The organism is Pseudomonas sp. A (assembly GCF_056270345.1).
The window spans coordinates 1,853,261-1,875,697 of record NZ_CM149873.1 but is presented as its reverse complement, the minus strand read 5'-3'; the positions used below and the strand labels follow the sequence as shown (position 1 = coordinate 1,875,697).

At 63.9% G+C, this 22,437-nt stretch carries 20 protein-coding genes; 5 read left to right on the top strand and 15 right to left on the bottom strand.

Features of this window, described 5'->3' with window-relative positions; genetic code table 11:
* Positions 1-43 precede the first annotated feature (43 nt).
* The 5 genes from AC0MAZ_RS08510 to rplM all read right to left on the bottom strand — a co-directional run bounded on the left by AC0MAZ_RS08510 (position 44) and on the right by rplM (position 3,728).
* Positions 44-823 (bottom strand): cytochrome c1, encoded by a 780-nt coding sequence (locus tag AC0MAZ_RS08510; RefSeq protein ID WP_050703833.1) that lies wholly within the window; start codon positions 821-823, stop codon positions 44-46.
* On the bottom strand, positions 823-2,034 hold the full coding sequence (locus tag AC0MAZ_RS08505; RefSeq protein WP_203647917.1) for a cytochrome b: 1,212 nt from the start codon (positions 2,032-2,034) through the stop codon (positions 823-825). The genes AC0MAZ_RS08510 and AC0MAZ_RS08505 overlap by 1 nt, the downstream gene beginning before the upstream one ends.
* Positions 2,034-2,627, bottom strand: coding sequence for a ubiquinol-cytochrome c reductase iron-sulfur subunit (gene petA / locus AC0MAZ_RS08500; RefSeq protein WP_023628711.1), 594 nt, complete (start codon positions 2,625-2,627; stop codon positions 2,034-2,036). The genes AC0MAZ_RS08505 and petA overlap by 1 nt, the downstream gene beginning before the upstream one ends.
* A 265-nt stretch (positions 2,628-2,892) precedes the next feature.
* The gene (gene rpsI, locus AC0MAZ_RS08495) at positions 2,893-3,285 is read right to left on the bottom strand and encodes a 30S ribosomal protein S9 (RefSeq protein ID WP_043198013.1); all 393 of its coding nucleotides are present in this window, start codon (positions 3,283-3,285) and stop codon (positions 2,893-2,895) included.
* Between the two features lie 14 nt (positions 3,286-3,299).
* A complete protein-coding gene (rplM, locus tag AC0MAZ_RS08490; RefSeq protein ID WP_008097538.1) occupies positions 3,300-3,728 on the bottom strand; it encodes a 50S ribosomal protein L13 in 429 nt (142 codons plus the stop codon).
* A 257-nt stretch (positions 3,729-3,985) separates the two neighbouring features.
* Between rplM and AC0MAZ_RS08485 the strand changes: the two genes are divergently transcribed.
* The gene (locus tag AC0MAZ_RS08485; protein ID WP_475860859.1) at positions 3,986-5,026 is read left to right on the top strand and encodes an NADP(H)-dependent aldo-keto reductase; all 1,041 of its coding nucleotides are present in this window, start codon (positions 3,986-3,988) and stop codon (positions 5,024-5,026) included.
* Positions 5,027-5,269: 243 nt separating this feature from the next.
* On the top strand, positions 5,270-6,166 hold the full coding sequence (locus tag AC0MAZ_RS08480) for a GlxA family transcriptional regulator (RefSeq protein ID WP_181427810.1): 897 nt from the start codon (positions 5,270-5,272) through the stop codon (positions 6,164-6,166).
* A 109-nt stretch (positions 6,167-6,275) separates the two neighbouring features.
* Here the strand turns inward: AC0MAZ_RS08480 and zapE are convergent, their stop codons facing one another.
* The 3 genes from zapE to AC0MAZ_RS08465 form a co-directional block, all read right to left on the bottom strand.
* Positions 6,276-7,370, bottom strand: a complete 1,095-nt coding sequence (gene zapE / locus AC0MAZ_RS08475; protein ID WP_110736744.1) for a cell division protein ZapE — start codon at positions 7,368-7,370, stop codon at positions 6,276-6,278.
* A gap of 245 nt (positions 7,371-7,615) precedes the next feature.
* A complete protein-coding gene (locus AC0MAZ_RS08470) occupies positions 7,616-8,965 on the bottom strand; it encodes a tryptophan--tRNA ligase (RefSeq protein WP_475860858.1) in 1,350 nt (449 codons plus the stop codon).
* A 25-nt stretch (positions 8,966-8,990) separates the two neighbouring features.
* Entirely contained in the window at positions 8,991-9,626 is a 636-nt protein-coding gene (locus tag AC0MAZ_RS08465; protein WP_475860857.1) for an alpha/beta hydrolase, read from the bottom strand.
* Positions 9,627-9,761: 135 nt separating this feature from the next.
* Between AC0MAZ_RS08465 and AC0MAZ_RS08460 the strand changes: the two genes are divergently transcribed.
* Positions 9,762-10,199: a Z-ring associated ZapG family protein gene (locus AC0MAZ_RS08460; protein ID WP_203647922.1), complete on the top strand. Its 438-nt coding sequence runs from the start codon at positions 9,762-9,764 to the stop codon at positions 10,197-10,199.
* A gap of 217 nt (positions 10,200-10,416) precedes the next feature.
* Here the strand turns inward: AC0MAZ_RS08460 and mdeB are convergent, their stop codons facing one another.
* A complete protein-coding gene (mdeB, locus tag AC0MAZ_RS08455; protein WP_475860856.1) occupies positions 10,417-13,107 on the bottom strand; it encodes an alpha-ketoglutarate dehydrogenase in 2,691 nt (896 codons plus the stop codon).
* Positions 13,108-13,131: 24 nt separating this feature from the next.
* Positions 13,132-14,328, bottom strand: coding sequence for a methionine gamma-lyase (locus tag AC0MAZ_RS08450; protein WP_475860855.1), 1,197 nt, complete (start codon positions 14,326-14,328; stop codon positions 13,132-13,134).
* A gap of 127 nt (positions 14,329-14,455) precedes the next feature.
* On the opposite strand from AC0MAZ_RS08450, the gene AC0MAZ_RS08445 reads away from it, so the two are divergent.
* Complete coding sequence (locus AC0MAZ_RS08445; RefSeq protein WP_028689769.1) at positions 14,456-14,935, top strand: Lrp/AsnC family transcriptional regulator; 480 nt, start codon at positions 14,456-14,458, stop codon at positions 14,933-14,935.
* 171 nt (positions 14,936-15,106) lie between these two features.
* On the opposite strand, the gene cysN is transcribed toward AC0MAZ_RS08445, so the two are convergent.
* The 3 genes from cysN to AC0MAZ_RS08430 form a co-directional block, all read right to left on the bottom strand.
* Positions 15,107-17,008, bottom strand: coding sequence for a sulfate adenylyltransferase subunit CysN (cysN, locus tag AC0MAZ_RS08440; RefSeq protein ID WP_475860854.1), 1,902 nt, complete (start codon positions 17,006-17,008; stop codon positions 15,107-15,109).
* 15 nt (positions 17,009-17,023) lie between these two features.
* Positions 17,024-17,941, bottom strand: a complete 918-nt coding sequence (gene cysD, locus AC0MAZ_RS08435) for a sulfate adenylyltransferase subunit CysD (RefSeq protein ID WP_011535568.1) — start codon at positions 17,939-17,941, stop codon at positions 17,024-17,026.
* A 271-nt stretch (positions 17,942-18,212) separates the two neighbouring features.
* Entirely contained in the window at positions 18,213-18,971 is a 759-nt protein-coding gene (locus AC0MAZ_RS08430; RefSeq protein ID WP_028689771.1) for a Nif3-like dinuclear metal center hexameric protein, read from the bottom strand.
* Positions 18,972-19,271: 300 nt separating this feature from the next.
* Between AC0MAZ_RS08430 and algW the strand changes: the two genes are divergently transcribed.
* Positions 19,272-20,432 (top strand): Do family serine endopeptidase AlgW, encoded by a 1,161-nt coding sequence (algW, locus tag AC0MAZ_RS08425; RefSeq protein ID WP_198745891.1) that lies wholly within the window; start codon positions 19,272-19,274, stop codon positions 20,430-20,432.
* A 123-nt stretch (positions 20,433-20,555) separates the two neighbouring features.
* Here algW and AC0MAZ_RS08420 read toward each other — a convergent pair whose 3' ends face one another.
* Together AC0MAZ_RS08420 and AC0MAZ_RS08415 are read right to left on the bottom strand one after the other, a co-directional pair.
* A complete protein-coding gene (locus AC0MAZ_RS08420; protein WP_232854680.1) occupies positions 20,556-21,320 on the bottom strand; it encodes an amino acid ABC transporter ATP-binding protein in 765 nt (254 codons plus the stop codon).
* 10 nt (positions 21,321-21,330) lie between these two features.
* Entirely contained in the window at positions 21,331-22,428 is a 1,098-nt protein-coding gene (locus AC0MAZ_RS08415) for an amino acid ABC transporter permease (protein ID WP_232854681.1), read from the bottom strand.
* Positions 22,429-22,437 lie beyond the last annotated feature (9 nt).

The following is a 22,437-nucleotide window of genomic DNA, read 5'->3' as shown; positions in this document are numbered from 1 at the left end:
GGAGCCCCCCGGGCGCGTTCAACTACCAGAAACTACTGCGTGATCAGTGCACGTCCTTCCAGTATTCGCGCTTGAGCAAGTAGGCGAACACGAAGAAGAAAGCCAGGTACAGCAACACGTAGGTACCGATGCGCTGGCTTTCCAGTTTGACCGGGTTGGCCGAATAGGCCAGGAAGGTCACCAGGTTCTTGACCTTCTCGTCGAACTGCTCGGCCGTCAGGGTACCGGATTTCTCCTCCACGGTCAGCTGGTCGCATGCTTCATGGGTCAGCGGACTGCCAGTCAGCGGGTCGAACTGCTTCTTGCCATCGACTTCGGTCTGCACCTGCTTGCAACCGATCACCTGGTTGCCCTGCAGGCCCACCAGCACGTTGGGCATGCCGACGTTGGGGAAGACCTTGTTGTTCACCCCGTATGGTCGCGACTTGTCCTCGTAGAAGCTGCGCAGGTAGGTGTACAGCCAGTCGTTGCCACGCACCCGGGCGACCAGGGTCAGGTCGGGCGGCGCGGCGCCGAACCAGGTCTTGGCATCGTTGGGCTGCATGCCGATCTTCATGTGGTCGCCGATCTTGGCGCCGGTGAACACCAGGTTCTCGAGCATCAGCTCATGGGGAATCCCCAGGTCGTCGGCCACGCGCTCATAGCGTTGGAACTTGGCGCTGTGGCAGCCCATGCAATAGTTGGCGAAGGTGCGCGCGCCATCCTGCATCGCGGCCTTGTCGGTCAGGTCGATATCGACCTTGTCCAGCTCCAGGCCATGTTCGGCGGCGAACGACAGGCTAGGCATCAGTGCCAGCAAGCATACTGCAATCAACTTTTTCATCAGCCAGTCACCCTTTCCGGAACCGGTTTGGTCTTCTCGAGCCTTGTGTAGAACGGCATCAGCAGGAAGTAGGCGAAGTACAGCACCGTGCACACCTGCGACAGCAAGGTACGTCCCGGGGTTGGCGCCAGTACGCCCAGCACGCCAAGGATGACGAAGGACACGCAGAACACCAGCAACCAGATCTTGCTCAGCCAGCCCTTGTAGCGCATGGAGCGCACGGGGCTGCGGTCCAGCCAGGGCAACACGAACAGCACGGCGATCGCCGCACCCATGGCGATGACCCCGAACAACTTGTCGGGCACCGCACGGAGGATCGCGTAGAACGGCGTGAAGTACCACACAGGCGCGATGTGCTCAGGGGTCTTGAAGGCGTTGGCCTGTTCGAAGTTCGGTTTTTCCAGGAAGTAGCCACCCATTTCCGGGAAGAAGAACACCACCGCGCAGAACACGAAGAGGAACACCACCACACCGGCGATATCCTTGACGGTGTAGTACGGGTGGAACGGGATGCCATCCAGCGGAATGCCGTTCTCGTCCTTGTTCTTCTTGATATCCACACCATCGGGGTTGTTCGAACCCACTTCGTGCAGTGCCAGGATGTGCAGCACCACCAGGCCGAGGATCACGATCGGCAGGGCCACCACATGCAGGGCGAAGAAGCGGTTCAAGGTGATGCCGGAGATCAGGTAGTCACCACGGATCCACTGGGTCAGGTCGTCACCGATGACCGGGATCGCGCCGAACAGCGAGATGATCACCTGGGCCCCCCAGTAGGACATCTGGCCCCACGGCAGCAGGTAGCCCATGAAGGCCTCGGCCATCAGCGCCAGGTAGATCAGCATGCCGAACAGCCAGACCAGCTCGCGCGGCTTCTGGTAGGAGCCGTAGAGCAGCCCGCGGAACATGTGCAGGTAGACCACGATGAAGAACGCCGAGGCACCGGTGGAGTGCAGGTAGCGCAGGATCCAGCCGTACTCGACGTCGCGCATGATGTACTCGACCGAGGCGAAGGCCTCTTCCGCCGAGGGGGTGAAACTCATGGTCAGCCACACGCCGGTGACGATCTGGTTGACCAGCACCAGCAGTGCCAGGGAGCCGAAGAAGTACAGGAAGTTGAAGTTCTTGGGCGCGTAATACTTGCTCAGGTGGTCTTCCCACATCTTCGTCGCGGGGAAGCGCGCATCGATCCACTCCATGAACTTGCTCATCATGCGTTCTCCTGATCGACGCCGATGACGATGATTTCGTCCGACTCGTACGAGTGCGGTGGCACTGGCAGGTTAAGAGGCGCCGGCTGGGACTTGTAGACGCGCCCGGCGAGGTCGTAGTGCGAGCCGTGGCACGGGCAGAAATAGCCACCGACCCATTTCGGGCCCAGGTCGGCGGGAGCGACTTCAGGACGGAACGTCGGCGAGCAGCCCAGGTGCGTGCACAGGCCGACCAGGATGAGGATCTCGGGCTTGATCGAGCGAACTTGCGGATCGACGTAGGTCGGCTGCACCGACGCCTTGGATTCGGGGTCGGACAGCTCGCCGGTGATCTTTTTCAGATTTCCGAGGATCTCTTCCGTTCGCCGCACGATGAATACAGGTTGACCGCGCCACTCGGCCACCATCTGCTGGCCGGGCTCGACCTTGGCGATATTGACCTTCACCGGTGCCCCTGCGGCTTTCGCCTTGGCACTGGGAAACCATGACCCCACGAACGGTACCGCTGCCCCCACTGCCCCCGCTGCCCCGACCACGGATGTCGCGGCTACGAGGAAGCGGCGCCGGCCTGCGTTGACGCCGTCATTGCTCATTCAGTCCTCTCCCATCAGCTTGCTTGGCCTGTTCTAACAGGCATCTACTTAGGTACGTCTGTGGCACTAAAAATTGGCCGCAATGGTAAGGAACAAATCCACACGCTGACAAGGTGATTACCCGCTGGTCGGGCCACTACCCTCGCTTTGCTTGATCTGCGTCTATGCGACAAACGGCCACGGACTAGCAAACAGGTTAGTTGAAGACATAAAAAAAGCCCGGTTCCAAAAAGGAACCGGGCTTTTTTCGACTGCCGAAGCGGTATTAACGCTTGGAGTACTGAGGACGCTTACGCGCTTTACGCAGACCCACTTTCTTACGCTCGACTTCACGAGCGTCGCGGGTGACGAAGCCAGCACGACGCAGGGCGCCACGCAGGGTTTCGTCGTATTCCATCAGGGCGCGGGTGATGCCGTGGCGGATTGCACCGGCTTGACCGCTGACACCACCACCGGAAACGGTGACGTAGATGTCGAACTTCTCAACGGTCTCGGTCAGTTCCAGCGGCTGGCGAACAACCATGCGAGCGGTTTCGCGGCCGAAGAACACGTCCAGAGAACGGTTGTTGATGGAAATGTTGCCAGTGCCCGGACGCAGGAATACACGTGCGGTTGCGGTCTTGCGACGGCCAGTGCCGTAGTTTTGAGTCGCCGACATAATGAACTATCCCGTTAGATCTTCAGTTCTTGAGGCTGCTGAGCAGTGTGTGGGTGAGCTGCACCCGCGTACACTTTCAGCTTGCGGTACATGTCGCGACCCAGCGGGTTCTTCGGCAGCATGCCTTTGACCGCGGTTTCGATAACACGCTCAGGGGCCTTGGCGATCAACTTCTCGAAGTTGATTTCCTTGATACCGCCCGGGAAGCCGGAGTGGGAGTAGTACATCTTGTCGGAAGACTTGGCACCAGTCACACGGATTTGCTCGGCGTTGATGACGACGATGTAGTCGCCGGTGTCAACGTGAGGGGTGTATTCTGGCTTGTGCTTGCCACGCAGGCGGCTAGCGATTTCGGTAGCCAGACGACCCAGGGTCTGACCAGCGGCGTCGACTACGAACCACTCGCGCTTTACTGTTTCCGGTTTAGCAGTAAAAGTTTTCATTCTCTAAAGCCTCAGAGGCCGCCCAGCGAAAAATAGACGGCGAATCTTACTGGATAGTGCACAGCTTGCCAAGGGCAAGCGCGCAGCCGAACGCTGACGCTTTTGGGGGCTCGGGTCGGGCACGCCAATGTTCGACAAGGGTTCCCCTTTGTGGTGGTGCATCACTTCCGCCACACGGAGAGGTGCCGAATTATCCAGATTGCAGGAAAAATTTCAACCTGCTTTTATGGGTCTCTTTGCCATGGAGCGTCTTCCCGATGGATTACCGCAAGCTCGGTCGTACCGACCTCAACGTCAGCGCCCTGTGCCTGGGCACCATGACCTGGGGCGAGCAGAACACTCAGGACCAGGCTTTCGCCCAGATCGCCCTGGCCAAGACCCACGGCATCAACTTCATCGACACCGCCGAGATGTACCCGGTGCCACCGCGCCCGGAAACCTACGCCGCCACCGAACGCATCATCGGCAACTGGTTCGCCGCCAACGGCGACCGTGACGACTGGATCCTGGCCAGCAAGGTCGCCGGCCCCGGCAACGGCATCAGCCATATCCGCGACGGCCAGCTCAGGCACAACCGCCAGCACATCGTCGCCGCCCTGGACGAAAGCCTGAAGCGCCTGCAGACCGACCGCATCGACCTGTACCAGCTGCACTGGCCCGAGCGCAGCACCAACTTCTTCGGCAAGCTCGGCTACCAGCACCTGCCCCAGGACATCTTCACCCCCCTGGAGGAAACCCTGGAGGTCCTCGACGACCAGGTGCGCGCCGGCAAGATCCGCCACATCGGCCTGTCCAACGAAACCCCGTGGGGCACCCTGAAGTTCCTGCACCTGGCCGAAACCCGCGGTTGGCCACGGGCGGTGTCGATCCAGAACCCCTACAACCTGCTCAACCGCAGCTTCGAGGTGGGCCTGGCGGAGGTGGCGATCCGCGAGCAGTGCGGCCTGCTGGCCTATTCGCCGCTGGCCTTCGGCATGCTCTCGGGCAAGTACCAGGACGGCGCCCGCCCGGCAAACGCCCGCCTGACCCTGTACATCCGCTTCGCCCGCTACTCCAACCCGCAGACCGTGGCCGCCTGCGACCGCTACGTGCAGCTGGCTCGCGATCACGGGCTGGACCCGGCGCAGATGGCGCTGGCGTTCGTGACGCGCCAGCCGTTCGTAACCAGCAACATCATCGGCGCCACCAGCCTCGAGCAGTTACGCAGCAATATCGACAGCCAGGCGCTGAGCCTGGGCGATGAGCTGCTGGCGGCGATCGAGGCGGTGCATCAGGAGCAGCCGAACCCGGCGCCTTGAGCGAATACCCCATCGCGGGGCAGGCGTGGGAGCGGGCTTGCCCCGCGATGGAGATCGTACTTTGGCGGGGTAGACACAATCGCCAAAAAATAAGACGATCCAGCCGGTGATTGACCACTCTACCCTATAAGAACAATGACAATGATGTTTACCCAACCCTCCGCGTCCTTGCGGCGCGTCAGCATCCTGGCCGTGGATAAAGTGTTCGCTTCGACACTGATGCAGGCCAAGGATTTCTTCCACCTGGCCAGCCTGCGCTACAGCAAACAGCTGGGCCTGGGCCTGCAGCCGATGTTCGAGATCGGCCTGGTGAGCCCGGACGGCCTGCCCGTGGACAGCTTCAGCAACGTGCAGCTGCCGGTCGACAGTGGCCTGAACGACGCCGACGTGATCATCCTGCCAGCGTTCTGGGACGATTTCGACAACCTGCTGCAACGCTATCCCCAGGTCCTGCCCTGGTTGCGCGAGCAACATGCCCGTGGCGCGGTGCTGTGCGCCGAGGCGAGCGGCGTGTTCTGGCTGGCCGAGTCCGGGCTGCTCGATGGCAAGGAGGCGACCACCTACTGGCGCTTCTTCGCCAGCTTCACCGAACGATTCCCGAAGATTCGCCTGAACCAGGACAAGCACCTGACCGACGCCGACAACCTGTACTGCGCCGGCGGCACCACCTCGGCCTGCGACCTGTACATCTACCTGATCGAGCGGTTCTGCGGCGCCAACGTGGCTCGCGCCGTCGCCCGCGACATCCTCTACGAGGTGCAGCGCAGCTACACCCCGGGGCGCATGGGCTTCGGCGGCCAGAAGCTGCACCAGGACCTGATCATCCTGCAGATCCAGCACTGGCTCGAGGAACACTTCGCCGACAAGTTCCGCTTCGAGGACGTGGCGCGCAACCACGGCATGAGCATCCGCAACTTCATGCGCCGCTTCCAGAGCGCCACCGGCGACAAGCCCCTGCACTACCTGCAGCGCCTGCGCATCGAGACGGCCAAGGGCCTGCTGTCGAGCACGCGCAAGAGCATCAAGACCATCAGCTATGAGGTAGGGTACGACGACGCGAGCTTCTTCGCCCGGCTGTTCCGCCAGCATACGGAGTTGTCGCCGAACCAGTATCGGCAGCAGTTCATGCAGGAGGCTTGAACCTTCTATCGTGGGAGCGGGCTTGCCCCGCGATGGCGCCAGATCAGACAAAAGGGCTGTTTGATCTGGCGCCATCGCGGGGCAAGCCCGCTCCCACGACAGGAATGGCTTATGGCTTGTGCGCCCGCGACAGGAACTCGTGGGACTGCATCTCCAGCAACCGGCTCAGGGTCCGCTGGAACTCGAAGCTCAGGCGCCCGCCGGTGTACAGGTCCTTGAGCTCCACCTCGGCCGAGATGATCAGCTTGACGTTACGGTCGTAGAACTCGTCGACCATGTTGATGAAGCGTCGGGCGATGTCGTCGGTGGTCACGCCCATCTGCTCGACGTTGCTCAGCAGCACCGCGTGGAAGATCTTGCCCAGCTCGATGTAGTCGTTCTGGCTGCGCGGCCCGTCGCACAGGGCGCGGAAGTCGAACCAGGCGACGTCGTCGCAGGTGCGCAGGGCGTGGATCTCGCGGTTTTCGATCATCAGCACGTCGTTCTCGACGGCCTGGGTGCACTCCGGGGTCAGCGCCTTGAAGCTCGCGCGCAGGCTCTCATGGGCGGCGGCGTCGAGCGGGAAGTGGAACAGCTCGGCCTGTTCCAGGTGGCGCAGGCGGTAGTCCACGCCGCTGTCGACGTTCACCACGTCGGTGTACTGCTTGATCATGGCGATGGCCGGCAGGAAGCGTGCGCGCTGCAGGCCGTCCTTGTACAGGCCGTCGGGGACGATGTTGGAGGTGGCCACCAGCGACACGCCGTTCTTGAACAGCTCTTCCATCAGCGTGCCGAGGATCATCGCATCGGTGATGTCGGAGACGAAGAACTCGTCGAAGCAGATCACCTTGGCCTCTTCGCTGAAGCGCTTGGCGATGATGGTCAGCGGGTTCTTCTCGCCCTTGAGGGTCTTCATTTCCTCGTGGACGCGCTTCATGAAGCGGTGGAAGTGCGTGCGCATCTTCTGCTTGAACGGCAGCGCTTCATAGAAGGTGTCGACCAGGTAGGTCTTGCCTCGCCCTACCCCGCCCCAGAAGTACAGGCCCTTGACCGGCGTCTGTTCCTTCTTGCCGAACAGCTTGCCGAACACACCCGGCTTGTTGTTCTGCGCGCGCACCAGGTCGTCGTACAGGCGCTGCAGGTGACGCACCGCAGTTTCCTGCGCCGCGTCATGGAAGAAGTCGGGACGTTTCAGATCTGCTTGATATCGTTCTAGGGGCGTCATGATTTCGTTAGCGAGGCAACAAAAAACGGGCCGTCACTGTAGCGACCGGCCCGCCTGATGGCAATGATACATGCGACCACTTGACTCATTACCTGCAATCAACAAGCGCACAACGCCCCCTGTAGGAGCGGCCTTGCGCCGCGAAAGGGCTGCGCAGCGGCCCCGGGATCTCCGTTTCATGCAGAACTGCCGGGGCCGCTTCGCGCCCCTTTCGCGGCACAAGGCCGCTCCTACAGGGGAAGCGCTCAGTCCTGCTGTGGCGCCAGGGCCTCGCGCAGGCTCGCGATGGCCGCGTCACGGGCCTCGGCGGCCTCGAATTGCGGCCCGTCGGCAACCTGCTCGCCTTCCAGCCACAGACTGAAGCTCAGGCCCTCGACCCGTACATCGGCCTCGCCACCTTGCTGCAGTTGCTTGCTCACCGCACCGGCGCTTTTGCCATCGGCAAAGCTGCGCGACAGCAGCAGTTGCTCGCCATCGGCGGCCAGCAGGCGGAAGCGGAAGCTGCCGTCTTCATCACGGAAGCTGACGAAGCGGGCGGTCTTGGCGGCCTTTTTCTTCACTTCGGTGTTTGCCTGGACTGTCGTGCGGAACGAACGCAGGCCAACCGACTCGCGCAGCTGCTCAAGGAACGGCGTGGCGATCTTGCGGGCCTTGGCGGCGCCGGCGAGGAGAATGTCCTCCAGGTCCGAAGGGCGCGAGATCAGTTGATGGTAGTGTTCGCGCTTTTCGGCCAACTGGCCGTCGAGCAGTTGGAACAGGCGCTGCTTGGCCTCGCCCCAGCCCAGGCCCTGCAGCAGCTCTTCCCGGAACGTGGCACATTGCGCCGGCGTGGAGAAAGCCTGGAACAGGGTGAACAGGTGCGAATTGTCCGGATCCTTGGCCTCGCCCGGCGCCTTGGAGTCGGTGACGATGCGCGAGATGGCGTCCTTCATGTCCTTGGCGCTGGTGAACAGCGGGATGGTGTTGTCGTAGCTCTTGGACATCTTGCGACCGTCCAGGCCCGGCAGGGTGGCGACGCTCTCCTCGATCACCGCCTCCGGCAGGGCGAAGAAGTCCTTGCCCTGGCCGAACAAGTGGTTGAAGCGCTGGCCGATGTCGCGGGCCATCTCCACGTGCTGGATCTGGTCGCGGCCGACCGGCACCTTGTTGGCGTTGAACATCAGGATGTCGGCGGCCATCAGCACCGGGTAGCTGAACAGGCCCATGGTCACGCCGGCATCCTGGTCTTCGCCGGCTTCGACGTTCTTGTCCACCGAGGCCTTGTAGGCGTGGGCGCGGTTGAGCAGGCCCTTGGCGGCGACACAGGTCAGCAGCCAGGTCAGCTCGGGGATCTCGGGGATGTCCGACTGGCGGTAGAAGGTCACCTTGTCCGGATCCAGGCCGCCGGCCAGCCAGGTGGCGGCGATTTCCAGGCGCGAGCGCTGGATGCGCTGCGGGTCGTCGCACTTGATCAGGGCGTGGTAGTCGGCCAGGAAGTAGAACGAGTCGACGCCGGGCTGCTGGCTGGCGAGGATGGCCGGGCGGATGGCGCCGGCGTAGTTGCCCAGGTGCGGGGTGCCGGTGGTGGTGATACCGGTGAGGATGCGCGTGGTCATGGGTGTTCGCTTATTCAGGCTTGGCTCAGTTCGAAAGGCGCGGCAGCAGCAGATCCTTCAGATCGGTCAGCTTGCCATGGAAGAAGTGTCCGCATTCTGCCACTTTCAGCAGCTCATGGGGGCGCGACAGGTCATTCGACCAGTCGTAGACCAACTGCGGGTCGACCACTTCGTCGGTGTCCGGCTGCACCACCGTGAGGGCGACGCGTTCGGGCAGCGGGAACTGCTCGGTCAGGCGCATCACCGCCGGGGCGATCATGAACAGGTGTTGCAGTGCCACGCCCCCGGCCTCCAGGCGCCCGGCCAGGCTGGCGGCGACGAAACCACCGAAGGAGAACCCCATCAGCACCAGCGGCAGTTCGGGGTGCTGCTCGCGCAGCCAGGCGGCAGCGGCCTCGGCATCGGTCACTTCACCGGCGCCCATGTCGTGGCTGCCGGCGCTCTGGCCGACGCCCCGATAATTGAAACGCAGGGTGATGTAACCGGCGTCGCGGGCGGTGCGTTGCAGGGTCGAGACCACCTTGTTGAGCATGGTGCCGCCCTGGACCGGATTGGGGTGGCAGATCAGCACCGCGCCGCGGGCGCCGGCCACGTCCAGGTACAAGGCTTCCAGCTGGCCGCAGGGGCCATCGATGAACAAGGGTGTTTCGCGGATAAGCAAGGCACTACTCCGTGACCTCGAGGAGGGTCGACTCGTCTAGCTGAGGAATTCTGTTCTGATTTGCGATCGCTCGCGGTATACAGCGCAGGTCTGAGCCGTTAACGTAAAGCAAAGCCGTTTATAGAGGAAGGACTCGTGGAACACTCGCTCCTTGTTTGGTTGCTGCCGACCCTGGCCCTGGTTGTCGGCGTCGGCGTCGGTTTCGCGCTGGCCCGCCTGCTGCCCAACGCGGCACCGAGCAACACCCAACGCCAGCTGGATGACATCCAGCAGCGCTTCGACAATTACCAGAATGAAGTGGTGACCCACTTCAACAGCACCGCCTCGCTGGTCAAGAAGCTGACCCAGAGCTATCAGGACGTCCAGGATCACCTGGCCGACGGCGCCAACCGCCTGGCCCTGGATGAACTGACCCGCCAGCGCCTGCTGGCCGCGCTGCACTCGGAAGCCGCGCAAGGCCCGCGTGATCGCCTGACGCCGCCGAAGGACACCGCCGAGGTGCCGCGCGACTACGCACCGAAGACCCCGAACTCGCCGGGCATGCTCGACGAGAGCTACGGGCTCAAGCGCTGAGTCGATGACATGAAGAAGGCCTCGAAAGAGGCCTTTTTTGTGGGTGATTGGTCCATTCACCGGCAAGGCCGGCTCTGATGGAACTACATATAACTCATTGATTTAGCAGGACCATGTGGGAGCGGGTTTACCCGCGAAGAATCCAACGCGGTGGATGGCACCGGCTCCGCCGGTGTTCGCGGGTAAACCCGCTCCCACAGGTAATCTTGCCAACCTGTCACCGATACCAGGCCGCCCCCTCCTCGCCAATCCCATAGCGCGCCCTCGCCTGCCCCAGCACATCCGCCGGCAGCACGCCCTGGCACACCAGCCCGTACAACGCTGCCAGCACTACAGCATGCCGATCCACCTCGAAGAACCGACGCAACTGCTGACGCGTGTCACTGCGCCCGAAACCATCGGTGCCCAGGGTGATATAGGGCGCCTGCACATACTCGGCAATCAGCTGCGGCCAGGCACGCACATAGTCGCTGGCCGCGATCACCGGGGCATCACCGGGCAGGCAACGACGCACGTGGCAATCCCCCTGTTCCCCGGCCATCGCCAGGCGCTGCGCATCCCTGGCCCCACGCGCCAGCTCGCTGAAGCTGGTGACGCTGAACACCTCACTGTCGACCTGCCAATCACTGGCCAGCAACTCGCCGGCGGCGATCACCTCGCGCAGGATGGTGCCCGAGCCCAACAAGCGCACCTGGCCACGAGGTGCCGCCGACGCATGCCGTGCAAACCGGTACATGCCTCGCAACACATCGTCGTGCACATCTTCGGGCAACGACGGCTGCGGGTAGTTTTCATTCATCACCGCCACGTAGTGGAACTCGTCCCGTTGCTCCACCAGCATGCGCCGTGCGGCATGATCGAGGATCACCGCCAGCTCGCCGGCAAAGCACGGGTCCCAGGCGCGGCAGTTGGGCACCATGGCGGCCATGACCAGGCTCGAGCCGTCCTGATGCTGCAGCCCCTCGCCACCCAGCGTGGTGCGCCCTGCGGTGGCGCCAAGCAACAGGCCGCGGGCGCGCTGGTCGGCGGCGGCCCAGATCAGGTCGCCGACCCGCTGGAAGCCGAACATGGAGTAGTAGATGTACACCGGCAGCATCGCCTCGCCATGCACCGCGTAGGCGGTCGCCGCCGCGATCCACGAAGAGATCGCCCCGGCCTCGGTGATGCCCTCCTCCAGCAACTGACCGTCGCGCGCTTCCTTGTAGACCAGCAGCGAGCCGGCATCCTCCGGCTCGTAGCGTTGCCCCTGGGGCGAGTAGATACCGATCTGACGGAACAGGCTGGCCATGCCGAAGGTCCGCGCTTCGTCGGCGACGATCGGCACCACCCGCGGCCCCAGCCCCGGCACCTTGAGCCAGTTGCCGAGCAGGCGCACGGCGGCCATGGTGGTGGACATCTCTTTGCCCTCGGCGCGCAGGGCGAAGCCTGCGAAGCTGTCCAGGTCCGGCACGGGCAGGCCGGTGCAATCGCTGCGCCGCACCGGCAGCGGCCCGCCCAAAGCCTCGCGGCGCTGGCGCAGGTAGATCATCTCCGGGCTGTCGGCGGCCGGACGGTAGAAGCGCAGCTGCTCCACTGCCTCGTCGGACAGCGGCAGGTGGAAGCGATCGCGAAAGGCCAGCAGCGCCTGCACATCGAGCTTCTTGGCCTGGTGCGCGGTCATTCGCGACTCACCGGCACTGCTCATGCCGTAGCCTTTCTTGGTCTTGGCCAGGATCACCGTCGGCCGCCCCTTGCAGGCCTTGGCCGCGGCGTAGGCGGCATGCAGCTTGCGAAAATCGTGGCCACCGCGCTTGAGGGCGTTGATCTCGTCAGCGCTCATGTGCGCCACCAGACGCTGCAACGCCGGGTTCTGCTTGAAGAAGTGCTCGAGGTTGTAGCTGCCGTCCTTGGCACCGAGGGTCTGGAACTGCCCATCAGGTGTCGCCGCCAGCTGGCGCAGCAGCGCATGCTCATGATCCCGGGCGAACAGCGCGTCCCACTCCGAGCCCCACAGCACCTTGATCACGTTCCAGCCGGCGCCGCTGAACAGCGCTTCGAGCTCCTGGATGATCTGGCCGTTGCCGCGCACCGGGCCGTCCAGGCGCTGCAGGTTGCAGTTGACGATGAAGGTCAGGTTGTCCAGGCCTTCGCGGGCGGCCAGGGTCAGGCCGGCTATCGACTCCGGCTCGTCCATCTCGCCATCGCCGAACACGCCCCACACATGCCGCGCCGAGGTATCGAGCAGGCCGCGGTGCTGCAGGTAGCGCATGAAGCGCGCCTGGTAGATGGCATTGAGCGGGCCGATGCCCATGGAACCGGTGGGGAACTGCCAGAAATCGGGCATCAGCCAGGGATGCGGATAGGAGCACAGGCCGTTGCCCGCGACTTCCTGCCGATAGTTGGCCAGTTGCGCCTCGCTCAGGCGCCCTTCAAGGAAGGCGCGGGCATAGATGCCCGGCGCCGAGTGCGGCTGGAAGAACACCAGGTCGCCACTGCGCTGCGCGCCGCCGCCCTCGCCACGGAAGAAATGCTGGAAACCGACCTCGAAGATTTCCGCCGCCGAGGCATAGCTGGCGATGTGCCCGCCCAGCTCGCCGTAGGCATGGTTGGCCCGCACCACCATGGCCAGGGCATTCCAGCGCAGGATGCCGGTGATTCGCTCATCCAGCTCCAGGTCGCCGGGGTAGTTGCCCTGCTGCTCCACCGGCAAGGTGTTGCGGTAGGCCGAGAAGGCCTGGGCCTCACGCTCCAGACCCAGCTCCAGGGCATGGGCCTGCAGGCGCTGCAGCAGGTAGCGCGCCCGCGCCGGGCCGCAGTGGGCCAGGGTCGAGGACAGGGCCTCACACCACTCGGCGGTTTCCTCGGGGTCACTGTCCAGGGCGGCTTCGAGGGCCGTCAACGGCTCGTTCGGGTTCATCATCGCTACCATCGCGCAGGCCTCGTCCGTGGCGGTTCAGGCACAGGCCTTCAGGGCCTGGGCAATGTCTGCGAGCAGGTCGTCGATGTCTTCCAGCCCCACCGACAGACGCACCAGCCCTTCCGAGATGCCATGCTCGGCACGCTCCTGCTGGGTATAGCTGGAGTGGGTCATGCTCGCCGGGTGCTGGGCCAGCGACTCGGCATCGCCCAGGCTCACCGCGCGGCTGAACAGCTGCAGGGCGTTCATGAAGCGACGGCCGGCCTCGATACCGCCCTTGAGTTCGAAGGCGATCATGCCGCCCGGCAGGCGCATCTGCCGCTGGGCCAGCGCGTACTGCGGGAAGGATGGCAGCCCCGGGTAGTGCAGCAGCTCTACCTGTGATTGTCCGGCGAGGAACTCGGCCACCTGCTGGGCATTGGCGCAGTGGCGGTCCATGCGCAGGGCCAGGGTCTTGATGCCGCGCATCAGCAGTGCGGCATCATGGGGCGACAGCACCGCGCCGGTCATGTCCTTGAGCCCTTCCAGGCGGATGCGGTCGATCAGCGCCTTGCGCCCGACCACCAGCCCGGCGGTGATATCGCCATGCCCGGACAGGTACTTGGTGGCCGAATGCACCACCAGGTCCACGCCCAGCTCCAGCGGGCGTTGCAGGTAGGGGGTGCAGTAGGTGTTGTCGACCACGATGCTCAGGTCGTGACCACGGGCGGCGTCGACCACCGCGGCAATGTCCACCAGCTGCATGTTGGGGTTGGCCGGGGTTTCGAAGTAGATCATCCGCGTCTTCGGGGTGATCGCGGCCTGCAGTGCCGGGATGTCGTTGAGATCGACATGGCGGATCTTCACGCCAAACTCGCCGATGCCGTGGTGCAGGTAGGCGAAGGTGCAGCCATACAGGGTGCTGCCGACGATCAGCTCGTCACCGGGGCGTAGCAGGGTCCATAGCGTGGCGGTAATGGCGCCCATGCCGGAGGCCAGCGCCAGCCCGGCCTCGCCCCCTTCGAGAGAGGCCATGCGCTGTTCCAGCAGGCCCAGGGTCGGATTGGAAATGCGGCTGTAGAAATGCCCCGGTTCCTCACCCGCGAAGCAGGCGGCGCCGTACTCGACGGTGGGGAAGGCATAGGTGGCGGTCTGGTACACCGGCGGCACCAACGCGCCGCCGTGGGACATCGGGTCATAGCCATGGTGGATGGCCCGTGTGGAGAAACCGGTGTTCTTGTTGGAGTCGCGCATGGCAACAGCCTCTTGTGGTTTGCTATAAGCTTATGCCACCAAGCTGCCGCGCTTTTTCCAAACTTGCCCACGCAATTGCGCAAGTTTTGAAAGAAAAACAACAAAAATAGAACCAGGAGGGCAAGATATGCCTTCAGCTCTCGACCGTACCGACCGCGCCCTGCTCGCCGCCCTGCAGGACAACGCCCGCCTGACCGTATCCGAACTCGCCGACCAGGTCGCCCTGACCACCTCGCCCTGCTGGCGGCGGGTCAAGCTGCTGGAGGACAACGGCTACATCACCGGCTACCAGGCCATTCTTTCGCCCAAGTCGCTGGGCTTCGGGGTGACCGCGTTCGTCAGCATCATGATGGACTCGCACACCAAGGAGATGGCCCTGGCGTTCGAGCAAAGGCTGATGGAGATTCCCGAGATCGTCGCCTGCCACAACATCTCCGGGCGCTATGACTTTTTGCTGGAGATCCTCGCCCGGGACCTGGAGTCGTTTGGCGAATTCACCCGGGAGGTGCTGCAACGGTTGCCGGGGGTGAAGGAGATCTATTCGAGCTTTTCGTACAAGGCGGTGAAGGAGCGGCGGGTGATTCCCGTTTCCGAGAAACACATTTAGAGAGTCGGGGGCGCGCTGCGCCCCGTTCGCGGCACAAGGCCGCTCCTACAGGGTTGTGCGGTCCCCTGTAGGAGCGGCCTTGTGCCGCGAAAGGGCTGCACAGCAGCCCCGGCTCTCCCGAACCAAACAAAAAACCCCGCCGAAGCGGGGTTTCTCAGATCACGTGGTTACTCAGATCGCGCCACGCAGACGCAGCACATCCAGCACCAGCTTCACACCTTCATCGACACTGACCGACTGGGTGTCGATCACCAGGTCCGCATCCAGCGGCACATCGAACGGGAAACTCTCGCCCGGAATGTTGTCGCCACCGGCCGCGTACAGCCCCTGTGGATCACGCTCACGGCACACCAGCGGCGACGCCTGGACGTAGACGGTGACCAGGCGCTCCTTGCCGATCAGCGCCTTGGCCTGCTCGCGGCCTTCGGCATCCGGGGCAACGAACGCAGCCAGGGTCAGCAGGCCGGCTTCGTTGAACTGGCGCGCCACATGGGCGGCGCGGCGCCAGTTCTCGGTGCGCCCGGCGCGATCCTGCGGCAGGCCCTTGTTCAGGTCGTGGCGCAGGTTCTGGCCATCGAGCACATAGACCGCACGGCCCATGTCGAACAGCTTGCGCTCCACCGCGTAGGCCAGGGTGCTCTTGCCGGCGCCGGACAGGCCGCTGAACAGCACGGTGGCCGGCTGCTGGCCGAAGCGCAGGGCGCGCTCTTCGGTCGACACATGGGCCAGCTTGCCGTGCTGACCGGTGCTGCCGTGCGGCAGTACCGGCGGGGCGATGATCATGCCGGCGCCGACGGTGCCGTTGGTCAGGCGGTCGATGACGATGAACGCGCCGGTGGTGCGGTTGCTCTCGTAGCCGTCCAGGGCAATGGCGCTGTCCAGCGCGACCTTGACCCGGCCGATCTCGTTGAGCTGCAGCGCGCTGGCGGGGCCCTGCTCCAAGGTGTTCACATCGACCTTGTGGGTGATGCTCGCAATCGAGCCCGGCACGTAGCTGGTGGCGCGCTTGATGTCGTACTTCTTGCCCGGGAGCATTGGCTCCTCGGCCATCCACACCAGCATGGCATCGAACTGGTCGGTGACCGACGGTACGTTGTCGGCATGTACCAGCAGGTCGCCACGGGAGATGTCGATCTCGTCTTCCATCGTCAGGGTCACGGCCTGGCCGGGGCCGGCGTTCTCCAGTTCACCTTCGTAGGTGACGATGGACTTGACCCGGCTGCTCTTGCCCGACGGCAGCACGACGATCTCGTCGCCCTTGTGCACCACGCCACCGGCGATGGTGCCGGCGAAGCCACGGAAGTTCAGGTTCGGACGGTTGACGTACTGCACCGGGAAACGCAGGTCGGTGACGTTGCGGTCGGCGGCGATCTCGACGGTCTCGAGGATCTCCATCAGCGCCGGGCCCGTGTACCACGGCGAACGCTCGCTGCGGTTGACCACGTTGTCGCCCTTGAGCGCCGACATCGGCACGAAGTGCAGGCTGCTCGGCTTGAGGTTGATGCCCTCGGCGAACTTCAGGTAGTCGGCCTTGATCGACTCGAAGACCTGCTCGTCGAAGCCCTTGAGGTCCATCTTGTTGACCGCGACGACGATGTGCTTGATGCCCAGCAACGAGGCGATATAGCTGTGCCGGCGGGTCTGGGTCTGTACGCCGTAGCGGGCATCGACCAGGATGATCGCCAGATCGCAGGTGGACGCGCCGGTGGCCATGTTGCGGGTGTACTGCTCGTGGCCCGGGGTGTCGGCGATGATGAACTTGCGCTTGGCGGTGGAGAAGTAGCGGTAGGCGACATCGATGGTGATGCCCTGCTCGCGCTCGGCCTGCAGGCCGTCCACCAGCAGCGCCAGGTCGACTTCCTCGCCAGTGGTGCCGGATTTTTTCGAGTCGCGGGTGATGGCCTCGAGGTGGTCCTCGTAGATCATCTTCGAGTCGTGCAGCAGGCGCCCGATCAGGGTGCTCTTGCCGTCGTCCACGTTGCCACAGGTCAGGAAGCGCAGCAGCTCTTTACGCTCGTGCTGGGCCAGGTAGGCGAGGATGTCCTCGCTGATCAAATCGGATTGGTGCGACATGAGGAAACCCTGAAATTAGAAGTAGCCTTGGCGTTTTTTGTCTTCCATGGAACCGGCGCCATCGTGGTCGATGACGCGGCCCTGGCGCTCGGACGTTCGGGTCAGGAGCATTTCCTGGATGATGTCCGTCAGGGTCTCGGCTTCAGACTCGACCGCGCCCGTCAGCGGGTAGCAGCCCAGGGTACGGAAACGCACTTTCTTCTTGACGATGCGCGCCTTCTCCTCGTCGCTCAGGTGCTCGAGGATGCGCTCGTCGTCGATCATGATCAGGGTGCCGTTCTTCTCGATCACTTCGCGCTCGGCGGCGAAGTACAGCGGCACGATCGGGATGCCTTCGAGGTAGATGTACTGCCAGATGTCCAGCTCGGTCCAGTTCGACAGCGGGAACACGCGGATCGACTCGCCCTTGTTGACCTTGCCGTTGTAGATGTTCCACAGCTCCGGGCGCTGGTTCTTCGGGTCCCAGCGGTGCTTGCTGTCACGGAACGAGTAGACGCGCTCCTTGGCCCGCGACTTCTCTTCGTCACGGCGCGCACCGCCGAAGGCGGCGTCGAAGCCATGCTTGTCCAGCGCCTGCTTCAGGCCCTGGGTCTTCATGATGTCGGTGTGCTTGGAGCTGCCATGGGTGAACGGGTTGATGCCCTGCGCCACACCCTCGGGGTTGACGTGGGTGATCAGCTCCAGGCCCATCTCTTCGACCATCTTGTCGCGGAAGCGGTACATCTCCTGGAACTTCCACTGGGTGTCGACGTGCATCACCGGGAACGGCAGCTTGCCCGGGAAGAACGCCTTGCGCGCCAGGTGCAGCATGACCGCGGAATCCTTGCCGATCGAGTACAGCATCACCGGGTTGTCGAACTCGGCGGCCACCTCGCGGATGATGTGGATGCTCTCCGCCTCCAGCTGTTTCAAGTGCGTCAGATTGTCGACCATGGCTACTCACGAAAAACGATCTTATGGACGGCCTGCGGGCCGTGTTCGAGCGAGCCACTTTATCACAGCACCTGATTCTATTTAGGAGGCTGCCTAGATCGAAACAATCTAACGATATGACTGGGGGTTTGGGCCCTGTAGGAGCGGCCTTGTGCCGCGAAAGGGCTGCAAGGCAGCCCCGGCGATTTATGCATCAACGCTGAAATCCTGGGGCTGCTGCGCAGCCCTTTCGCGGCACAAGGCCGCTCCTACAGGAACGACATCTGCATCATCAGATCGGATTCGGGCAATCGATGAACAGGTGCTCGACCGCGAACCGCCGCGCCAGGTAATCCCCCAGCGCCTGCACGCCATAGCGTTCGGTGGCGTGGTGCCCGGCGGCGATGAAGCTCACGCCGTTCTCGCGGGCACTGTGGAAGGTCTGCTCCGACGCCTCGCCACTGATGAACAGGTCGACCCCGGCGGCGATGGCGGTGTCGATGTAGCCCTGCCCACCGCCGGTGCACCAGCCGACCCGGCGGATCATCTGCTCACCCTCGACGACCAGCGGCTCTCGCCCCAGCGCCTCGCGCACCCGGCGGGCGAAGTCCCGCGCCGACACCGGTTCCGCCAGCGAACCGACCAGGCCGACCACCTTGGGGTTGTTCGGGTCCAGCGGGCCCTCGACGGTGATGTCCAGCTGGCGCGCCAGCTGCACGTTGTTGCCCACTTCCGGGTGTACGTCCAGCGGCAGGTGGAAGGCCAGCAGGCTGATGTCGTGCTTGAGCAGGGTCTTCAGGCGCCGCTGCTTGATCCCGGTGATGCACGGGTTCTCGCCCTTCCAGAAGTAGCCATGGTGCACCAGCACCAGGTCGGCTTCGGCCTCGACCGCCGCGTCCAGCAGCGCCTGGCTGGCGGTCACGCCGCTGACGATACGGCTGACCTGGGGGCGGCCTTCGACCTGCAGGCCGTTGGGGCAGTAGTCCTGGATCTTCGCGCTGCCCAGGTAGCGCTCGGCTTCCTCGACCAGGGTATTGAGGGCGACGGCCATGAAAAATCTCCTCGAATTCGGCGTTGCACCAGGGCGCGAGGCCCTATAATGGCCGCCATTATGGGCCGTCGCCGGCGCAGGGGAAACCGGTGACAAGTGCTTGGGGGCAAACCTGCGGTGCTGCCCTTCGCGGGTAAACCCGCTCCCACAGGGTTGGTGTGATCTCTGTGGGAGCGGGTTTACCCGCGAAGCAGCCACTGCGGTTTCGACCGTGCCGATCGACTTTTTCACGTGTATGATCGCGCGCGCTCGCCCCGGGCCGAACTGACAAGGCCCCCGCCCTACTCCCAGGATTCATTCATGTTCAAGGCTCTGCGTTACTTCGGCTGGCCCCTGCTCACCGGTGTGCTGATCGCCATCCTGATCATCCAGCGTTTCCCGCAATGGGTCGGCCTGCCCAGCCAGGACGTCAACCTGCAGCAGGCCCCGCAAACCACGAAGATCATGCAGGGCCCGGTGTCCTACGCCGATGCCGTGACCCTGGCCGCGCCTGCGGTGGTCAACCTGTACACCACCAAGGTGGTGAACAAGAGCGCCCACCCGCTGTTCGAAGACCCGCAGTTCCGTCGTTTCTTCGGCGACAACCTGCCCAAGCAGCGGCGCTGGGAGTCGAGCCTGGGCTCGGCGGTGATCATGAGCCCGGAAGGCTACCTGCTGACCAACAACCACGTCACCAGCGGCGCCGACCAGATCGTCGTGGCCCTCAAGGACGGCCGCGAGACCCTCGCCCGGGTGATCGGCAGCGATCCGGAAACCGACCTGGCGGTGCTGAAGATCGACCTCAAGAGCCTGCCGGCGATCACCATCGGCCGCTCCGACAACATCCACATCGGTGACGTGACCCTGGCCATCGGCAACCCGTTCGGCGTCGGCCAGACCGTGACCATGGGCATCATCAGCGCCACCGGTCGCAACCAGCTGGGCCTGAACAACTACGAAGACTTCATCCAGACCGACGCTGCGATCAACCCGGGCAACTCCGGCGGCGCGCTGGTGGATGCCAACGGCAACCTGGTGGGCATCAACACGGCGATCTTCTCCAAGTCCGGCGGCTCCCAGGGCATCGGCTTCGCCATCCCGGTCAAGCTGGCGCTGGAGGTGATGAAGTCGATTGTCGAGCACGGCCAGGTGATCCGTGGCTGGCTGGGCATTGAAGTGCAGCCGCTGAGCCAGGAACTGGCCGAGTCGTTCGGCATGCAGGGCCGCCCGGGCATTGTCGTGGCGGGTATCTTCCGCGATGGCCCGGCGGCGCGCGCGGGGCTGCAACTGGGCGATGTGATCCTGAGCATCAATGGCGAGCCGGCCGGTGACGGGCGCAAATCGATGAACCAAGTGGCGCGGATCAAGCCCAATGAGAAGATCACCATCGAGGTGGTGCGCAATGGGCAGCAGCTGAAGCTGGTGGCCGAGGTGGGGCTGCGGCCGCCGCCAGCGCCGGTGGCCACCAAAGAAGAGAAGTGATATTGCTTGATTGGGGCTGCTTTGCAGCCCTTTCGCGGCACAAGGCCGCTCCTACAAGGATCGCGTTGTTCCTGTAGGAGCGGCCTTGTGCCGCGAAAGGGCCGCAAAGCGGCCCCGACTGCATCAATGCAGGATCTGGCTCAGGAACAACTTGGTCCGATCACTGCGCGGCCGGTCGAAGAAGTCATCCGGCGCGGCCTGCTCGACGATCTCCCCCTTGTCCATGAAGATCACCCGGTTCGCCACGGTGCGGGCAAAGCCCATCTCGTGGGTCACGCAGAGCATGGTCATACCGTCTTCGGCCAGGCTGACCATGGTGTCCAGCACCTCCTTGACCATCTCCGGGTCCAGCGCCGAAGTCGGCTCGTCGAACAGCATGATCTTCGGCTTCATGCACAGCGCCCGGGCAATCGCCACCCGCTGCTGTTGACCACCAGACAACTGCCCCGGGTACTTGTGCGCCTGCTCCGGAATGCGCACGCGCTCGAGGAAGTGCATGGCGATTTCCTCGGCCTTGCGCCGCGGCAGCTTGCGCACCCACATCGGCGCCAGGGTGCAGTTTTCAAGGATGCTCAGGTGCGGGAACAGGTTGAAGTGCTGGAACACCATGCCCACCTCGCGGCGGATCGCCTCGATCTGCTTGAGGTCATTGGTTAGCTCCACGCCATCGACGACGATGCGCCCCTGCTGGTGTTCCTCCAGCCGGTTGAGGCAGCGGATGGTGGTCGACTTGCCCGAGCCGGACGGCCCGCACAGGACGATGCGCTCGCCCTGGCGCACGTTCAGGTTGATGTCCTTGAGCACATGGAACTGGCCGTACCACTTGTTCACGCCCTGCATCTGGATGATGCCTTCGGGGCCGGCAGGCTGCTTGATCGCTTCACTCATTTCGAAACTCCTAACGCTTGTGGCCAGTGTCCAGCTTGCGCTCCAGGTGCATGGAGTAGCGGGACATACCGAAACAGAAAATCCAGAACACCAGGGCGGCGAACACATAGCCCTCGGTGGCCATGCCCAGCCAGGCCGGGTCAGCCGCTGCCTGCTTGACGCTGTTGAGCAGGTCGAACAGGCCGATGATGATCACAAGGCTGGTGTCCTTGAACAGGGCGATGAAGGTGTTGACGATGCCAGGAATCACCAGCTTGAGCGCCTGGGGCAGGATCACCAGGCCCATCGCCCGCCAGTAGCCCAGGCCCATGGCCGCGGCGGCTTCGTACTGGCCCTTGGGGATGGCCTGCAGGCCGCCGCGCACCACCTCGGCGATGTACGCCGACTGGAACAGGATCACGCCGATCATCGCCCGCAGCAGCTTGTCGAAGCTCATGCCCTCGGGCAGGAACAGCGGCAGCATCACCGATGACATGAACAGCACGGTGATCAGCGGCACGCCGCGCCAGAACTCGATGAAGGTCACGCAGACCACCTTCACCGCCGGCATGTTCGAACGCCGCCCCAGCGCCAGCAGGATGCCCAGCGGCAAGGCGCCGACGATACCGACCGTGGCGATCACCAGGGTCAGCATCAGGCCGCCCCACTGGCTGGTGGGCACCGTGTCCAGGCCCAGCACACCGCCATGCAGCAGGATGTAGGCGAGGATCGGGTACAGCACCAGGAAGCCCAGGCCGTACACCGCCTTGCGCGGGAAGCGCTTGATGAACAGCGGTGCGGCGCCGAGCACGGCGAGCCATACGCTCAGGTCGACGCGCCAGCGCAGTTCCGCCGGGTAGTAGCCGTACATGAACTGGCCGAAGCGCTGTTGGATGAACACCCAGCAGGCGCCCTCCTTGGTGCAGTCGGCGCGAGTGGTGCCGACCCAGTTGGCGTCGATGAACGCCCACTGCACCAGCGGCGGCACGATCAGCCAGACCAGGTACAGGGCGAACAATGTCAGCAGGGTGTTGAGCCAGCTGGAGAACAGGTTGGCCCGCATCCAGGCGAGCACGCCAACGGTCTTCACCGGTGGCGGCATGTCGGGTTTGAAAACATGGGCTGTCACGGATGTACC

Bases quoted from the DNA above. Each gene is read 5' to 3' on its own strand.
- AC0MAZ_RS08510 (WP_050703833.1), bottom strand. From the start codon at position 823: ATGAAAAAGTTGATTGCAGTATGCTTGCTGGCACTGATGCCTAGCCTG.
- AC0MAZ_RS08505 (WP_203647917.1), bottom strand. From the start codon at position 2,034: ATGAGCAAGTTCATGGAGTGGATCGATGCGCGCTTCCCCGCGACGAAG.
- petA (WP_023628711.1), bottom strand. From the start codon at position 2,627: ATGAGCAATGACGGCGTCAACGCAGGCCGGCGCCGCTTCCTCGTAGCC.
- rpsI (WP_043198013.1), bottom strand. From the start codon at position 3,285: ATGTCGGCGACTCAAAACTACGGCACTGGCCGTCGCAAGACCGCAACC.
- rplM (WP_008097538.1), bottom strand. From the start codon at position 3,728: ATGAAAACTTTTACTGCTAAACCGGAAACAGTAAAGCGCGAGTGGTTC.
- AC0MAZ_RS08485 (WP_475860859.1), top strand. From the start codon at position 3,986: ATGGATTACCGCAAGCTCGGTCGTACCGACCTCAACGTCAGCGCCCTG.
- zapE (WP_110736744.1), bottom strand. From the start codon at position 7,370: ATGACGCCCCTAGAACGATATCAAGCAGATCTGAAACGTCCCGACTTC.
- AC0MAZ_RS08470 (WP_475860858.1), bottom strand. From the start codon at position 8,965: ATGACCACGCGCATCCTCACCGGTATCACCACCACCGGCACCCCGCAC.
- mdeB (WP_475860856.1), bottom strand. From the start codon at position 13,107: ATGGTAGCGATGATGAACCCGAACGAGCCGTTGACGGCCCTCGAAGCC.
- AC0MAZ_RS08450 (WP_475860855.1), bottom strand. From the start codon at position 14,328: ATGCGCGACTCCAACAAGAACACCGGTTTCTCCACACGGGCCATCCAC.
- AC0MAZ_RS08445 (WP_028689769.1), top strand. From the start codon at position 14,456: ATGCCTTCAGCTCTCGACCGTACCGACCGCGCCCTGCTCGCCGCCCTG.
- cysN (WP_475860854.1), bottom strand. From the start codon at position 17,008: ATGTCGCACCAATCCGATTTGATCAGCGAGGACATCCTCGCCTACCTG.
- cysD (WP_011535568.1), bottom strand. From the start codon at position 17,941: ATGGTCGACAATCTGACGCACTTGAAACAGCTGGAGGCGGAGAGCATC.
- AC0MAZ_RS08430 (WP_028689771.1), bottom strand. From the start codon at position 18,971: ATGGCCGTCGCCCTCAATACCCTGGTCGAGGAAGCCGAGCGCTACCTG.
- algW (WP_198745891.1), top strand. From the start codon at position 19,272: ATGTTCAAGGCTCTGCGTTACTTCGGCTGGCCCCTGCTCACCGGTGTG.
- AC0MAZ_RS08420 (WP_232854680.1), bottom strand. From the start codon at position 21,320: ATGAGTGAAGCGATCAAGCAGCCTGCCGGCCCCGAAGGCATCATCCAG.